Here is a 15,623-nt window from a genome sequence, read left to right on the forward strand (position 1 = left end):
TCAGTCCTCGAATGCTTCAGTTTCGATGCGTCGGCCGAGCAGGAAGGCATCGGCCACATGCACCAACGGCGAAAAATCTGTGTCGCTGGCGCCTTCGTTCACGAGCGAGACGAAATCCCGATAGAGATTGCGATATTCGCGATCTTCCTCGACGATCTGCGCCTCACCATCGACGATGAGCCTGCTGCCGCCATGGGTCAATACGACCGAACCCTCTTCGGTCTCGACCCGGATATCCCAGGTCTGCGGCCCGGTCTGGCGCCAGTCGAATTCGGCACCGACGGGGAGACCCGACGCCGTTTCGAACGTCAGGCTGGCGGCGATCGGTGCGGCCCGATTGGCCGGGAAGGACAGGTCTGACCGGGTCAGATGAAACGGTTCCGGCATGATGCGGGTAACGATCGACAGCGCGTTGATGCCCGGATCGAACACGCCAAGACCGCCCGGCTCCCAGATCCAGGCTTGGCCCGGATGCCAGTGGCGGACATCTTCCTTCCATTCGACGGAAGCGCTTTTGATCTTACGCTTTGCAAGCAGCGCCCGCGCCGGCTCGACGGCCGCGGCAGCCCGCGAATGCCAGGTCGAAAACAGCGTCAGGCCCTTGGCCTTCGCCAGTGCCTCGAGCGCAAACACTTCCGAAAGCGTTGCACCCGGCGGCTTTTCCAGCATCACATGTTTGCCGGCTTCAAGTGCTGCCTTTGCCTGTTCGAAACGGCCCTGCGGCGGCGTGCAGAGAGACACGGCGTCGATCTCGACATCCGAGGCAAGCAAGTCAGCAATGTCGTGAAAACAGTGAACGCCGTCGAGTTGGGCGCTACGGCTGGCGACGGCAACGAGATCGATGCCGTCGGTCGCTTCGATCGCGCCGAGATGCTGGTCCCTGGCGATCTTGCCCAAACCGACGATTGCGAGACGGATGGCTGCCATGGTCGCCTCAGAGCTTGTTGATCGTCACGGGACGCTCGGCGGCAAGCGCCAGCGTATTGACGAGCGGCAGCTTGAAGGGCGCTGCATCGATCTCGAACACGTCGCCGGCCTGCGTCTTGATCCCATGCGAGACCGACAGCGTCGCCGTGCCGAAGAAATGTACATGCAGATCGCCCGGCGCGCGGAAGATGTCGTATTTGAAATTGTGATATTCGAGATTGGCGATCGTGTGGGACATGTTCGCTTCGCCCGACAGGAACGGCTTTTCGAAGATCACTTCGTTGCCGCGGCGGATGCGCGACGTGCCTTCGACGTGATCCGGCAGATCGCCGACCAGCAGTTCCGGACCGAGCGAAGCTTCACGCAGCTTGGAATGGGCAAGCCACAGATAGTTGCCCTTCTCGGTCACATGGTCGGAAAACTCGTTGGCGAGACAGAAACCGACGCGGAACGGGTTGCCGTCCGGACCGACCAGATAGATGCCGGCAAGTTCCGGTTCTTCGCCGCCATCAAGCGCGAAGGACGGCGAAACGAGCTCCGAACCGGTGGATTTGAGCTGCGAACCGTTGCCCTTGTAGAACCATTCCGGCTGCGCGCCGACTTCGCCGGCTTTCGGCTTGCCGCCTTCGACGCCGAGCAGGAACATCCGCATCGAATCGGTCGGCTTGTCTTCCGCCTGGGCCGCCTTGTGCATCTTGTCGCGACCATCGGCCGAGCCGAGATGGGTAAGGCCTGTGCCGGCAACAACGAAATGGGCCGGATCCGGATGGGAAATCGGCAGGCCGATGCGACCTTCGCGGGCGGCCGCCTCGATATCGACGTCTGCACCATAACCCAGCGCCTCGATCTGGGCAGCCAGGCTGCGGCCGGCGGCGATCGCCTGCATGGCCAGATCATAGGTGGACGAAACGCCGTTTACGGCGTGACCGGCCCCCTCACCCTCCCATGCGACAACCTTGATCGTACCCGTACCATCGGCAACCTGCAGAAGTCTCAGCATCGATTTCTTCATCCAATTGTATGATTTGACATGGCGCCTCCACAGGCCATGCCGTCCCCCTGCCAGATCGCAGACCTGACATTCTTCAAAAATACGACTATTGGATTTTCTCGGGCGCTGTCAAGAATGTCTTTTTCCGTAAGCGTAAATCAGCTTTGGTCAATTTTTAGGCTATCAGCACAGGGGCAGCACGGAATTCATCAGAAATTCCGATGACTTGATCGATTTTTCCGCAGGCATCGAATTTTTCAGTTGTAAAAGTATTATTATATGCCAATCCTTTGCCTGCCAGTTTGCTTCATCTCTGGGAGGATTAAGATGAAAAAAGCTATTGTCGCGGCAACTGCTGCCGCTATGTTCGCATGCCTTGCTTCAGGCGTTTCCGCAAAATCACTGACAGTCGGCTTCTCGCAGATCGGATCTGAATCCGGTTGGCGCGCCGCCGAAACCACGCTGACCAAGCAGCAGGCCGAAAAGCGTGGCATCACGCTTAAATTTGCCGATGCGCAGCAGAAACAGGAAAACCAGATCAAGGCGATCCGCGGCTTCATCGCTCAGGGCGTCGATGCGATCCTGATCGCACCGGTGGTTGCCACCGGCTGGGATGCGGTTTTGAAGGAAGCCAAGGAAGAGAAGATCCCGGTCATTCTGCTCGACCGCGAAATCGACGCTCCGAAGGACCTTTTCCTGACGGCCGTCACGTCCGACCAGGTCTATGAAGGCAAGGTCGCCGGCGAATTCCTCGCCAAGGATGTCGGTTCGAAGGACTGTAAGGTCGTCGAACTTCAGGGCACCACCGGCTCTTCCCCGGCGATCAACCGCAAGAAGGGTTTTGAAGAGGCGATCGCATCGCATTCCAACATCAAGATCGTCCGCTCGCAGACAGGCGACTTTACCCGCACCAAGGGTAAGGAAGTCATGGAAAGCTTCATCAAGGCGGAAGGCGGCGGCAAGGATATCTGCGCCGTTTACGCCCACAATGACGACATGGCAGTCGGCGCCATCCAGGCGATCAAGGAAGCCGGCCTGAAACCGGGCACCGACATCAAGGTCGTCTCGATCGATGCCGTGCCGGATATCTTCCAGGCCATGGCCAAGGGCGAGGCCAATGCCACCGTCGAACTGACGCCGAACATGGCCGGCCCCGCCTTCGATGCGCTCGACGCGTATCTGAAGGACAAGAAGGAGCCGAAGAAGTGGATCCAGACCGAGTCCAAGCTCTACACCCAGAAGGACGACCCGATGAAGGTCTACGAAGCCAAGAAGAGCCTCGGCTACTGATCTGACGTCATCCGGCAATCTGAGCCGTACACCATCAATGACCGAAGCGGCCAGGCGCCGCTTCGGATCCTTTTCGCGCAACCTTTTTTCACAACGGAATGCGCAGACTTCGAGAAATTGCAGCACCCTTCCGACGCCCTATCCGGCGCATGGCGCTGTAAGATGTGGGATGCACACATGTCAGGACAAAACGCGCTTCTGGAAGCCAGAGGCATCGGCAAATCCTTTTTCGGCATTTCGGCGCTCGATGACGTCGACTTCACCCTGAGAAGCGGCGAAATTCACGCCCTGCTCGGCGAAAATGGTGCCGGCAAATCGACGCTGATCAAGATCCTGACAGGCGTCTATCGCCGCGACCGGGGAACCGTTGCGCTCGACGGCCAGGAAATCCATCCGGAAAACGTTGGTGAAGCCCAGGCGCTCGGCATCGGCACCGTTTATCAGGAGGTCAATCTTCTCGAAAACCTGACGGTCGCCGAAAATCTCTTTCTCGGTCGCCAGCCGCGCCGTTTCGGCATGATTGACCGCCGCGCCATGCGCGAACGCTCGAAAACCCTGCTGGCAAGATATGGGCTCGACATCGATGTCGATGCTCTCCTGTCATCCTATTCCGTCGCCATTCGCCAGCTCATCGCGATTGCCCGCGCCGTCGATCTCTCCGGCAAGGTTCTCGTGCTCGACGAACCGACGGCAAGCCTTGATGCCAACGAGGTGAAGGGGCTTTTTGCCGTGTTGCGCCAGCTGCGCGCCGACGGCCTCGGCATCGTCATCATCACCCATTTCCTCGATCAGGTTTACGAGATCGCCGATCGCGTCACCGTTTTGCGCAACGGCCGCCTCGTCGGCAGCCGGGCGATCTCGGAACTCCCGCGCCTCGACCTGATCTCGATGATGCTCGGCCGCGAGCTGCAGCACATCACCCGCGACCATCAGGCCGAACCCGAAACCGTCGACGACCGCGGCCCGCCCTCGATCAGCTTTAACGGCTATGGCAAGAAGGGCAGCGTCGCGCCCTTCGACCTCGATATCAGGCCCGGCGAAGTGGTCGGCATTGCCGGCCTTCTCGGCTCCGGCCGCTCGGAAACCGCCTTCCTTCTTTTCGGCATAGACCGCGCCGACAGCGGCACGGCGACGATCGATGGAAAAGAAGTGGTGATCTCCTCGCCGGAAACGGCGATCGCCAACGGTTTCGGTTTCTGTCCCGAAGAACGCAAGACCGACGGCATCGTCGGTGATCTGTCTGTAGCCGACAATATCGTGCTGGCGCTGCAGGCCCGCCGCGGCTGGATGCGGCCGATCTCGTCGGCGCAGAAGCGCGAGCTTGCCGACACATTCATCAAGTCGCTCGACATCCGTCCCGCCGATCGTGAGCGGCCGATAAAATTCCTGTCCGGCGGCAACCAGCAGAAGGCGATCCTCGCCCGCTGGCTGGTAACCGAACCGCGGCTTCTCATCCTCGACGAGCCGACACGCGGCATCGATATCGGCGCCCATGCGGAAATCCTCAAAATGATCGAAAAACTGTGTTCCGAGGGCATGTCGCTCGTAGTCATCTCGTCCGAGCTGGAAGAGCTGACCGCCGTTGCCCATCGTGTCGTCGTGCTCTCCGACCGTCGCCATGTGGCCGAACTCTCCGGCAGCAGGCTCACCACCGATGCGATCATCGAGGCGATCGCCGGCACTGGCGCGACGGAGGCCGCATGATGACCATGATCACCCGCCGCCTGCGCCGCCTTGCCCCACAGCTGATCGCGCTTGCCATCATCCTCGGCGCAATCAGCCTTGTAGCGCCCGGCTTCCTGACGATCTCCTTCCAGAACGGCCGGCTTTACGGCAGCCTGATCGACATCCTGGTGCGTGCCGCGCCCGTAGCACTCCTGACCGTCGGCATGACGCTGGTCATCGCCACCCGCGGCATTGATCTGTCGATCGGTGCCGTCATCGCCATTTGCGGCGCGGTTGCGGCGACGCTGATCTCGAGCGATTACCCGCTCCCGGTCGTCATCCTCGTTTCGCTCGGCGTCGGCGTCGTCTGCGGCCTGTGGAATGGCGTGCTGGTCGCCATGCTCGATATCCAGCCGATCATCGCCACCCTGATCCTGATGGTCGCCGGCCGCGGCATCGCCCAGCTGATCACCGAGGGCGTCATCCTCACCTTTAACGACGACACCTTCTCCGCGCTTGGCTCCGGGGCGCTGGCCGGCATTCCGATCCCGATCTATCTCTGGGTCATCACCGCACTGATCATCGGCCTCTTGATGCGCCGCACCGCGCTCGGTTTCCTGATCGAGGCGACCGGCATCAACCGCCGCGCCGCAAGCCTTGCCGGCGTGCGCGCCCGTTTCCTTCTGTTTGCGGCCTATGCGATTTCCGGCCTTTGCGCCGCCATTGCCGGCCTGATCGTCACCGCCGATATCCGCGGCGCCGACGCCAACAATGCCGGGCTCTGGCTGGAACTCGACGCGATCCTGGCGGTCGTCGTCGGCGGCACGTCGCTGAATGGCGGCCGTTTCTCGATCACCGCCTCGCTGATCGGTGCGCTGATCATCCAGTCGATCAATACCGGCATCCTGGTCGCCGGTTTCCCGCCGGAATTTAACCTGATCATCAAGGCCGGCATCATCATCGTTGTTCTGACTTTGCAGTCACCAGCCGTCATCACCTTCCTCGGCTTCCTCAAACAGTCCCGCAAGCGCGAGGCGCTCACCCACGGCACGAAGGAGGCGACCCGATGATCCACGCCCGCAACCTGCCCTTCTTCGCAACGCTTGCGATCTTCGTCATCGCCTATGCGCTGTGTGTCGCGCAGTTCCCCAACATGCTGTCGACCCGGGTGATCGGCAATCTTCTGACCGACAACGCCTTTCTCGGCATTGCCGCGGTCGGCATGACCTTCGTTATCCTCTCTGGCGGCATCGATCTGTCGGTCGGTTCGGTGATTGCCTTTACCAGCGTTTTCGTCGCCGTTCTGGTTGGCTCCTTCGGCATCCATCCGCTGGTCGCCTTCATCGCGGCGCTTGCCATCTCCACCCTGTTCGGCTGCCTGATGGGGGCGATGATCCGTTATCTCGGCATCCCGCCCTTCGTTGTTACGCTCGCCGGCATGTTTCTCGCCCGCGGTGCCGCCTATCTCGTTTCGACCCAATCGGTGCCGATCACCCACGACTTCATCGACGCGATGATGGGCTTCTACATCCGCTTTCCCGGCGGCGGACGGCTGACCTTGCTGGCCATGATCATGCTCGCGGTTTTTGCAGCCGGCATTTTCATCGCAGCCCGCACCCGCTTCGGCGCCAACGTCTACGCGATCGGCGGCAATATCCAGTCGGCCGAACTGATGGGCGTACCGGTCGGCGCAACCACGATCCGCATCTACGCGCTATCCGGTTTCCTCTCCGGCCTCGCCGGCATCGTCTACACGCTCTACACCTCCTCGGGGTATTCGCTGGCAACCGTCGGTGTCGAACTGGATGCGATCGCCGCCGTGGTCATCGGTGGCACGCTTCTGACCGGCGGCGTCGGGCTGATTGCCGGCACCTTCGTCGGCATCATGCTGCAGGGCCTGATCCAGACCTACATCGTCTTTGATGGCACGCTGTCCTCCTGGTGGACGAAAATCGTCATCGGCATCCTGTTGTTTATATTCATCGTGTTGCAGCGCACCATCATCTGGTATTCAGACCGCCGACTGGCAGTCCGGCAATTGAAAGAGGTGTGATTTTGGGTCTTCTGGAAACGACGATCAGCGGCAGAAAGAGGGGAGGCAACCACGCCCATGTGGTGGCTGAACTCGGTCGCAGCATCGTGGCCGGAAAAATCCCCGAAGGTGCGCTTTTGCCCGGCGACGTAGAGCTTTCCGCCCGTTTCGGCGTGTCGCGCACGGTGTTGCGCGAGGCGATGAAGACGCTCTCGGCCAAACGCCTGATCGAAGCGAAAGCCAAGGTCGGAACGCGGGTGCTGCCACGTGAAAGCTGGAACTTCTTTGATTCGGACGTTCTCGGCTGGCGTTTCCAGGCGGGCCTCGATTTCGACTTCATCGAACATCTGGCCGAAATCCGCCTGGCGCTCGAACCGGCAGCAGCGGCAGCCGCCGCCGCCCGCGCCACTAGCGACGATATCGTCGCGCTTTATGCGATCGCCGCCCGTTTCGACAATCTCAACCACACGCCGGAAACCGTCGCCCAGGTCGATCTGGAATTCCATCTGGCCATTGCCCGCATGTCCGGCAATCCGTTCATGCGCTCGGCAAGCGCGCTGATCGAGGCCGCACTGGCGATCTCCTTCCAGCTGTCATCGCCTGCCGCCTCGCCGGAAACGATCGACGAAGTGGCGACCAATCACCTGCGCATCGTCCATGCCATCGCCTCGCGCGATCCGGCCAAGGCAATGTCGGCGATGCGCCATGTCATCGAGGTCGGAAAAAGCCGCATACGCGGCTCGATCCGGGGTCTCGAACGGGAAGCGCTTGAGGCGCGTCAGGCCGTCGGCATCGACGAGAGCTGATCCCTCAGGCCGCAGTCACCAGATCCGAGACGACCTTGCGGAACCGCGAGGAAATTTCCTCCCGGCCTTCATGGCGCCCGCCGGATACGAGCTTGCGGCCACGCACCCATGCGCAATCGACAGTGATCCCCGCGCCAAAAAACCATTGATCGAGCGCGGTTTTACCCGACCACGGCACGTTGGACAGATCGAGCGTGAAGAGGTCGGCCGACACCCCGGCAACGATCCCCGCCGGCGACTTGAGCGCCGCAGCACCGCCATCGAGCGCCTTGGAAAACAACGACACCCCGGTCGACTGGCCGGGGGCAGCGATGACATTGCGCGACCGCTCGGCGAGACGCTGCGAATATTCGAGAATCTGCAGCTCTTCCCGGAGTGAAATCGAAACGTTGGAATCCGATCCCACACCGAACCGCCCGCCATGACCGAGAAAGGCGGAAACCGGGAAAATCCCGTCACCGAGATTGGCTTCAGTAACCGGGCAGAGACCGGCGATCGCCCCCGATTTCGCCATACCCTCGACCTCGCTTCCCGTCACATGCGTGGCATGGATGAAGCACCAGCGATCATCGACGGGCATATGGTCGAGCAGCCACTCGACCGGCCGCTGGCCGCTCCAGGCGATGCAATCCTCGACTTCCTTCACCTGTTCGGCGACATGGATATGGATCGGTCCGGACGTCATGCCGATCAGCGCGGCAAGCTCATCTGGTGTCGCGGCCCGCAGGCTGTGCGGTGCAAGGCCCAGATTGGCGCCGGGCAGATCGCGGGCGATCTCAGCCCCCCGCGCCATCAGCACCGAGAACTGGTCGAGATCATGGATGAAACGCCTCTGCCCCTCGACCGGCGGCGTGCCGCCGAAACCGGAATGGGCGTAAAACACCGGCAGCATGGTAAGCCCGATGCCGGTCTCGACCGACGCGGCGGCGATCCGCTCCAGATGTTCGGCCGGATTGGCATAAAACGAACCGTCGCGGTCGTGATGGAGATAATGGAACTCGCCGACACGCGAAAAACCCTGCTCGACCATTTCCATGAACGCCTGCGCGGCGATCGCTTCCAGCTGGTCGGGGTTCATCGACAGCCCGAACTGGTACATCACCGTGCGCCAGCTCCAGAAACTGTCGGCACCCGGGCCGCGGATTTCGGCAAGCCCCGCCATTGCGCGCTGGAACGTGTGGCTGTGCAGGTTCGGCATGCCGGGCAGCAGAAAGCCGTGACGCTCGTCGCCGGCTGACGCTGTCGCTGTCGCTCCAGTCTCGATCTTTTCGATATGCCCATCGACAATCGTCAGACGAACGTCAGATTTGATCTCGTCCCCGATCAGGGCATGGTCGGCAAATATCACGGTCACGGCACTTCCCTTTTATCTCGATACCGGCTTGCCTCGCCGTTCATTAAGTATATACATATAGCCCATCTAAGCCATTCACAAGACGCGAAAGAGGGAGCGCAATGGCTGCAGCACATAAGATCTGGCAAAATGCCAGGATCGCAACACTTGATCCGCAAAGCCCCGGCCTCGGCATCATCGAGGACGGAGCCGTGGTCGCCGATGGCGCAACGATTACCTTCGTCGGCAACCGCTCCGACATTCCGGCCGAGCTGCTTGCTTCGGCGGACATCATCGATTGCGGCGGCCGCTGGATCACCCCTTCGCTCATCGATTGCCACACCCATCTCGTTTTTGGCGGCGATCGGGCGATGGAATTCGAGATGCGGCTTGCCGGCGCAAGTTATGAGGACGTCGCCCGCGCTGGCGGCGGCATCGTCTCCTCCGTCAAGGCGACCAATGGGCTTTCCGTCGAAGGCCTCGTCGAGGCAACCCTGCCGCGGCTCGACACGCTTCTGGCCGAAGGCATTTCCACCGTCGAGATCAAGTCAGGTTACGGGCTGAATATCGAAGGCGAACTCAACATGCTGCGCGCCGCCCGCGCGCTGGAAAAGGTCCGCCCCGTCCGGATCGTCACCTCCTATCTCGCAGCCCATGCCACCCCGGTTGAATACAAGGGTCGCAACGCCGACTATATTACCGATGTCGTGCTGCCAGGCATGGACAAGGCCCATGCGGAAGGCCTGGTCGATGCGGTCGACGGCTTTTGCGAGGGCATCGCCTTCTCGGTCGAGGAGATGCGCCGGGTCTTCGATCACGCAACGTCGCTCGGCCTTCCGGTGAAACTTCACGCCGAACAACTCTCCAATCTCGGTGGAGCGAAGATGGCGGCCTCCTATGGCGCGCTGTCGGCCGATCATGTCGAATATCTTGACGCGGAAGGTGCCGAAGCTATGGCCAAGGCCGGCACGGTCGCCGTCCTTCTGCCAGGCGCCTTCTACGCCATCAACGAAACGCAGAAACCGCCGGTCCAGGTGCTGCGCGATGCCGGCGCCCATATCGCCATCTCCACCGACTGCAATCCCGGCACCTCGCCGCTCACCTCGCTGCTTCTGACCATGAACATGGCAGCGACCTTGTTCCGCCTCACCGTCGATGAATGTGTGGCCGGCGCTACCCGTGAGGCAGCCCGGGCGCTCGGTCTGCTCGACAGCATAGGCACGCTGGAGGCCGGAAAATCGGCCGATCTCGCCATCTGGGATATCGAGCGGCCGGCGGAGCTGGTCTACCGCATCGGTTTCAATCCTCTCCATTCCCGCATCTTCAAGGGCCAAAAGGTATCGGCATGACGATCATTCTTCACCCGGGCAGCGTGCCCCTCAAGGATCTCGCCGAGATCTACTGGACCAACGGTTCGGCCAAGCTCGATCCGTCCTTCGATGCCGGCATCTTGAAGGCGGCCGGCCGGATTGCCGAGATCGCCGCCGGCAATGCGCCGGTCTACGGCATCAATACCGGTTTCGGAAAGCTCGCCTCGATCAAGATCGACGCGGCCGATCTCGCCACCCTGCAGCGCAATCTCATCCTGTCGCATTGCTGCGGCATCGGCTCTGCCCTGCCGGAAAATGTCGTGCGGCTGATCATGGCGCTGAAGCTGATTTCGCTCGGCCGCGGCGCATCCGGCGTGCGTCTCGATCTCATCCGGCTGATCGAGGCGATGCTGGAAAAGGGCGTCATTCCCGTCATCCCGGAAAAGGGTTCGGTCGGCGCCTCCGGCGATCTCGCCCCGCTTGCCCATATGGCCGCCGCGATGATGGGTGAAGGCGAAGCATTTTTCGCCGGCGAAAAACTGCCTGCCGCCGATGCGCTGGCCAAGGCCGGCCTTAAGCCCGTCGTGCTGGCCGCCAAGGAAGGCCTGGCGCTGATCAATGGCACCCAGACCTCGACCGCGCTGGCGCTGGCCGGCCTGTTCCGCGCCCATCGCGCCGCACAAACAGCGCTCGTCACCGGCGCCCTGTCCACCGATGCAGCCATGGGTTCGTCCGCCCCCTTCCATCCCGACATCCATACGTTGCGTGGCCACAAGGGCCAGATCGATGCGGGTGCGGCCTTGCGCACCCTGCTCGAAGGCTCCGAAATCCGTCAAAGCCATATCGAAGGCGACGAGCGCGTGCAGGACCCTTACTGCATCCGCTGCCAGCCGCAGGTGGATGGCGCCTGCCTCGATCTTCTGCGCCAGGTGGCCCGGACGCTGGAAATCGAAGCCAACGCAGTCACCGACAACCCGCTGGTCCTCTCCGATAACGAAGTCGTCTCCGGCGGCAATTTCCACGCCGAGCCGGTGGCCTTTGCCGCCGACCAGACGGCGCTCGCTATCTGCGAGATCGGAGCCATCGCCCAGCGCCGCGTCGCACTTCTGGTCGATCCGGCCCTTTCCTACGGCCTGCCGGCCTTCCTGTCGAAAAAGCCCGGCCTCAACTCCGGCCTGATGATCGCCGAAGTCACCTCGGCCGCTCTGATGAGCGAAAACAAGCAGATGTCGCATCCGGCCTCGGTGGATTCGACTCCGACTTCGGCCAATCAGGAAGACCATGTGTCTATGGCCTGCCACGGCGCCCGCCGCCTGCTCGCCATGACCGAAAACCTCTTCGGCATCCTCGGCATCGAGGCGCTGGCCGCAGTCCAGGGCGTCGAGCTGCGCGGTCCGCTGAAAACCAGCCCCGAACTGGAAAAGGCAGTCGCGATGCTGCGTGCCTCCGTGCCGAGCCTCGAGGATGACCGCTATATGGCGCCCGATCTCGCCGCCGCCGCCGGCCTCGTCGCCTCCGGCGCCCTCGCCGCCGCAATCTCCCCCGGCATCCTGCCGGTCCTCGACATCTGACAAAGACATTTGAACACGTCTGACCAACAAAAACCGGGAACCTCGTCATGACCGACAATCCGCGCCACAACATTCGCGACGTCCGCGCCCCCCGCGGTAACGAACTCAATGCCAAGAGCTGGATGACCGAAGCGCCGCTTCGCATGCTGATGAACAATCTCGATCCGGATGTGGCGGAAAACCCGCATGAACTGGTCGTCTATGGCGGCATCGGCCGCGCCGCACGCACCTGGGACGATTTCGACAGGATCGTCGCGACGCTGAAGACGCTGACCGAGGAAGAAACGTTGCTCGTCCAGTCCGGCAAGCCGGTCGGCGTGTTCCGCACCCACAAAGATGCGCCGCGCGTGTTGATCGCCAATTCCAACCTCGTGCCGCATTGGGCGACCTGGGACCATTTTAACGAACTGGATAAGAAGGGCCTGGCCATGTACGGCCAGATGACCGCCGGCTCGTGGATCTATATCGGCGCCCAGGGCATTGTTCAGGGCACCTATGAAACCTTCGTGGAAGCTGGCCGCCAACATTATGACGGCAACCTCAAGGGCAAGTGGATCCTGACCGGCGGCCTCGGTGGCATGGGCGGCGCCCAGCCGCTCGCAGCCGTCATGGCCGGCGCCTGCTGCCTGGCCGTCGAAAGCGACGAGACCCGCGCCGATTTCCGCCTGCGCACCCGGTATGTCGACGAAAAGACCCATGACCTCGACGAGGCGCTGGCGAGAATCGACCAATGGACCAAGGCCGGCGAGGCAAAATCGATCGCGCTGATCGGCAATGCCGCCGAGATTTTCCCGGAACTCGTGGCCCGCATGAAGGCCGGCGGCCCGCGCCCCGACATCGTCACCGACCAGACCTCGGCGCACGATCCCCGCAACGGCTACCTGCCGATCGGCTGGACGGTTGCCGAAGCCAAGGCCAAGCGCGAAAGCGACCCGAAATCCGTCGAAGCCGCTGCCCGCGCCTCGATGAAGATCCATGTCGAAGCCATGGTCGCCTTCTGGGATGCCGGCGTGCCGACCCTCGATTACGGCAACAACATCCGCCAGATGGCCAAGGAAGAAGGCCTCGAAAACGCCTTCGCCTTCCCCGGCTTCGTGCCGGCCTATATCCGCCCGCTCTTCTGCCGCGGCGTCGGCCCGTTCCGTTGGGCGGCCCTTTCCGGCGATCCGGAGGACATCTACAAGACCGACGCCAAGGTGAAGGAACTGCTGCCGGACAACAAGCACCTGCACAACTGGCTGGACATGGCGCGCGAACGCATCGCCTTCCAGGGCCTGCCGGCGCGCATTTGCTGGGTCGGCCTCGGCGACCGCCACAAGCTCGGCCTCGCCTTCAACGAAATGGTCCGCACCGGCGAACTTTCCGCCCCCATCGTCATCGGCCGCGACCATCTCGACAGTGGCTCGGTCGCCTCGCCCAACCGCGAGACGGAAGCGATGAAGGACGGATCGGATGCCGTTTCCGACTGGCCGCTCCTGAACGCCCTGCTCAACACCGCATCGGGCGCCACCTGGGTGTCGCTGCATCACGGTGGCGGTGTCGGCATGGGCTTCTCGCAGCATTCCGGCATGGTCATCTGCTGCGATGGTTCGGAAGATGCCGACCGCCGTCTCGAGCGCGTGTTGTGGAACGACCCGGCCACCGGCGTCATGCGCCATGCCGATGCCGGCTACGACATCGCCATCGACTGCGCCAAGGAAAAGGGCCTGCGGTTACCGGGTATTTTGGGGAACTGAGTTGGCACGAACTGCCCGCTGATCAAAGTCCCCCTCTGGCCTGCCGGCCATCTCCCCCACAAGGGGGGAGAAAATCTGCGGCAACCGCTTTGCCTCGATTGAGGTTCGGCGGAGTGACTGGGTTAAGCCCTCCCCCTTGTGGGGGTCCGAAGGACGGGTTGAAACCCGTGGCTCAACCCCGGCATGGTTGGGAGGGGTCTTTCCTTATTTTAAACGCAGCCCAATCTCTTGCGGAGCTCCAAAACAATGAAAATCCTGCGGGCCTCGGACCACAGACGCATGCCCTGGAAGAACGGACGTGGCGAAACCGTTGAGATTGCCGTATTTCCGCAAGGCGCGACCGTCGACACATTCGACTGGCGCATCAGCATGGCAACCGTTGCCGAAGACGGACCGTTTTCGGTTTTCAACGAGATCGATCGCACACTATCGATCCTCGAAGGCAACGGCATGGAACTGGCGATCGAGGGCCGCGAACCGATCCTTCTCACCCAGATCTCTGCACCTTATCCCTTCCCGGCCGATGCTACGACCACGGCGAAACTGGTCGATGGAACGATCACCGACCTCAACGTCATGACCCGCCGTACCCGATTTTCGCATTCCGTCGAGGCGATCCAGACACCGGCAGAACTCGAACCCGCAGCAACGCTGACGCTTATCCTGTGCCATCGCGGGGATATCCACCTCGACTGCGACGGAGTGGCCGAAACACTGGCGCCGCTCGACTGCGCCATTCTCAATGCCGGTGAAGCCGCCAGTCTTTCGGGTGACGCCTCCGGTTTCGTCATTCGCCTCGACAAATTGCCCTGATCGGCCCCTACAGACGGGTTGATCACCCATCCGTCAAAAATCTTGACTTCAACAGTCATGAATGATCTTAGTCCGGCAGACAGACTGATATGCCGGACGATCACCATGCTCCACCAGACCCGAGGCCGCATCACCCGTGACAACGGCGCAGCCGTCGATGCGCTGAAAAAGCGCGCCGCTGAATGGGACGTGCCGCTGACCCAGGAAGCCTCCGGCTTCTGTTTCCATGTCTGGAATTCCACAGCCACGCTTGTGCCCGACGCGACCGGCGTGACCATCGAGATCTCCTCGCCCGAACAGCGCCTGCTGCAGACCTTGCAGGGCAGCCTGACCGAATTATTCGAGGAATGCCTGCTCTGCCCGAAATGGGACGAGGTGGCCGAAGGCGCGCTGGCGCCCGGCATGTCGCTGATGCAGGTCGCCTCGGTGACACGGCGCTCGCCGGGCTTCACCCGCGTGCGGCTGGAGGGCCATGACGCCGAACGTTTCGGCACCGGCAGTTATCATTTCCGCCTTCTCATTCCCCGCCGTGGACGCCCCCCCTGCTGGCCGCGCATTGCCGCATCCGGCCGCACCGTCTGGCCGGAAGGCGACGACAGCCTGCACCGGCCCTGCTACACGACCGTCGCCTATGGCGAGAACTGGCTGGAATTCGACATCTTCCACCACGCCGGCAGCCCGACCTCCACCTGGGTGGCCGAAGATCCGACCGGCCGCACCATCGGCATCATCGGACCGGGTGGCGGCGCATGCCCCGAAGGCGATGACCTTGTGCTTTTCGGTGATGAAACCGCCCTGCCGGCAATCATCCGCATGCTGCAGGATGCGCCGGGCAAGGTGCGCGCTTTCGTAAAAGTGAGCCCGGACGATCTCTGCGAACTGGCAGGAGATCATCGAGTCACCGCGGTCACCGATCTGATGGATGCACTGTCGGCTATGGATATCGCTCCGGGTGCCTATGTCTGGTTTGCCGGACATGCGGATCAGGCCAAGGCCGCGCGTGCTCACCTCCTGGAACGCGGCCTCAACAAGCGCGATTTCACCTCTGCCGCCTACTGGAGCTGATCGGCTAACCTACGGGTACTGTGAGAGAAAAGGTACAAGAATACCTTTTCTACCCTGGGGTGCGGATTTTCACTGCAACAATTG

13 protein-coding genes are annotated in these 15,623 nt (G+C 62.0%); 10 read left to right on the plus strand and 3 right to left on the minus strand.

Translation table 11 applies throughout. The features are described from left to right. Both AC2GXZ_RS24795 and araD1 read right to left on the minus strand, forming a co-directional pair. A complete protein-coding gene (locus AC2GXZ_RS24795; RefSeq protein ID WP_483761885.1) occupies positions 1–927 on the minus strand; it encodes a Gfo/Idh/MocA family protein in 927 nt (308 codons plus the stop codon). Between the two features lie 7 nt (positions 928–934). Further along, positions 935–1,927 (minus strand): AraD1 family protein, encoded by a 993-nt coding sequence (araD1, locus tag AC2GXZ_RS24800; protein WP_483761886.1) that lies wholly within the window; start codon positions 1,925–1,927, stop codon positions 935–937. A gap of 318 nt (positions 1,928–2,245) precedes the next feature. On the opposite strand from araD1, the gene ytfQ reads away from it, so the two are divergent. The 5 genes from ytfQ to AC2GXZ_RS24825 all read left to right on the plus strand — a co-directional run bounded on the left by ytfQ (position 2,246) and on the right by AC2GXZ_RS24825 (position 7,711). Further along, positions 2,246–3,208 carry a galactofuranose ABC transporter, galactofuranose-binding protein YtfQ gene (gene ytfQ / locus AC2GXZ_RS24805; protein WP_483761887.1) on the plus strand — a complete coding sequence of 321 codons (963 nt, stop codon included), beginning with the start codon at positions 2,246–2,248 and terminating at the stop codon, positions 3,206–3,208. Between the two features lie 177 nt (positions 3,209–3,385). After that, on the plus strand, positions 3,386–4,912 hold the full coding sequence (locus AC2GXZ_RS24810) for a sugar ABC transporter ATP-binding protein (RefSeq protein WP_483761888.1): 1,527 nt from the start codon (positions 3,386–3,388) through the stop codon (positions 4,910–4,912). Next, on the plus strand, positions 4,909–5,943 hold the full coding sequence (locus AC2GXZ_RS24815; protein WP_483761889.1) for an ABC transporter permease: 1,035 nt from the start codon (positions 4,909–4,911) through the stop codon (positions 5,941–5,943). The genes AC2GXZ_RS24810 and AC2GXZ_RS24815 overlap by 4 nt, the downstream gene beginning before the upstream one ends. Further along, entirely contained in the window at positions 5,940–6,926 is a 987-nt protein-coding gene (gene yjfF / locus AC2GXZ_RS24820; protein WP_483761890.1) for a galactofuranose ABC transporter, permease protein YjfF, read from the plus strand. Before AC2GXZ_RS24815 ends, yjfF begins: the two co-directional genes overlap by 4 nt. 2 nt (positions 6,927–6,928) lie before the next feature. Then, positions 6,929–7,711, plus strand: a complete 783-nt coding sequence (locus tag AC2GXZ_RS24825) for a FadR/GntR family transcriptional regulator (protein WP_483761891.1) — start codon at positions 6,929–6,931, stop codon at positions 7,709–7,711. Positions 7,712–7,715: 4 nt separating this feature from the next. Here the strand turns inward: AC2GXZ_RS24825 and AC2GXZ_RS24830 are convergent, their stop codons facing one another. Beyond that, on the minus strand, positions 7,716–9,065 hold the full coding sequence (locus tag AC2GXZ_RS24830) for a formimidoylglutamate deiminase (RefSeq protein WP_483761892.1): 1,350 nt from the start codon (positions 9,063–9,065) through the stop codon (positions 7,716–7,718). Positions 9,066–9,166: 101 nt separating this feature from the next. On the opposite strand from AC2GXZ_RS24830, the gene hutI reads away from it, so the two are divergent. The 5 genes from hutI (at position 9,167) to AC2GXZ_RS24855 (ending at position 15,539) form a co-directional block, all read left to right on the plus strand. Then, positions 9,167–10,393: an imidazolonepropionase gene (gene hutI, locus AC2GXZ_RS24835; protein WP_483761893.1), complete on the plus strand. Its 1,227-nt coding sequence runs from the start codon at positions 9,167–9,169 to the stop codon at positions 10,391–10,393. Then, positions 10,390–11,925, plus strand: a complete 1,536-nt coding sequence (gene hutH / locus AC2GXZ_RS24840; protein WP_483761894.1) for a histidine ammonia-lyase — start codon at positions 10,390–10,392, stop codon at positions 11,923–11,925. Before hutI ends, hutH begins: the two co-directional genes overlap by 4 nt. 47 nt (positions 11,926–11,972) lie before the next feature. Then, entirely contained in the window at positions 11,973–13,661 is a 1,689-nt protein-coding gene (gene hutU / locus AC2GXZ_RS24845; RefSeq protein WP_483761895.1) for a urocanate hydratase, read from the plus strand. A 246-nt stretch (positions 13,662–13,907) separates the two neighbouring features. Then, positions 13,908–14,474, plus strand: a complete 567-nt coding sequence (locus AC2GXZ_RS24850; RefSeq protein ID WP_483761896.1) for a HutD/Ves family protein — start codon at positions 13,908–13,910, stop codon at positions 14,472–14,474. 105 nt (positions 14,475–14,579) lie between these two features. After that, a complete protein-coding gene (locus tag AC2GXZ_RS24855) occupies positions 14,580–15,539 on the plus strand; it encodes a siderophore-interacting protein (RefSeq protein WP_483761897.1) in 960 nt (319 codons plus the stop codon). Positions 15,540–15,623 lie beyond the last annotated feature (84 nt).

It is taken from the genome of Aliirhizobium sp. YIM B11859, from assembly GCF_057163345.1.

Bases quoted from the DNA above. Each gene is read 5' to 3' on its own strand.
- AC2GXZ_RS24795 (WP_483761885.1), bottom strand. From the start codon at position 927: ATGGCAGCCATCCGTCTCGCAATCGTCGGTTTGGGCAAGATCGCCAGG.
- araD1 (WP_483761886.1), bottom strand. From the start codon at position 1,927: ATGCTGAGACTTCTGCAGGTTGCCGATGGTACGGGTACGATCAAGGTT.
- ytfQ (WP_483761887.1), top strand. From the start codon at position 2,246: ATGAAAAAAGCTATTGTCGCGGCAACTGCTGCCGCTATGTTCGCATGC.
- AC2GXZ_RS24810 (WP_483761888.1), top strand. From the start codon at position 3,386: ATGTCAGGACAAAACGCGCTTCTGGAAGCCAGAGGCATCGGCAAATCC.
- AC2GXZ_RS24815 (WP_483761889.1), top strand. From the start codon at position 4,909: ATGATGACCATGATCACCCGCCGCCTGCGCCGCCTTGCCCCACAGCTG.
- yjfF (WP_483761890.1), top strand. From the start codon at position 5,940: ATGATCCACGCCCGCAACCTGCCCTTCTTCGCAACGCTTGCGATCTTC.
- hutI (WP_483761893.1), top strand. From the start codon at position 9,167: ATGGCTGCAGCACATAAGATCTGGCAAAATGCCAGGATCGCAACACTT.
- hutH (WP_483761894.1), top strand. From the start codon at position 10,390: ATGACGATCATTCTTCACCCGGGCAGCGTGCCCCTCAAGGATCTCGCC.
- hutU (WP_483761895.1), top strand. From the start codon at position 11,973: ATGACCGACAATCCGCGCCACAACATTCGCGACGTCCGCGCCCCCCGC.
- AC2GXZ_RS24850 (WP_483761896.1), top strand. From the start codon at position 13,908: ATGAAAATCCTGCGGGCCTCGGACCACAGACGCATGCCCTGGAAGAAC.
- AC2GXZ_RS24855 (WP_483761897.1), top strand. From the start codon at position 14,580: ATGCTCCACCAGACCCGAGGCCGCATCACCCGTGACAACGGCGCAGCC.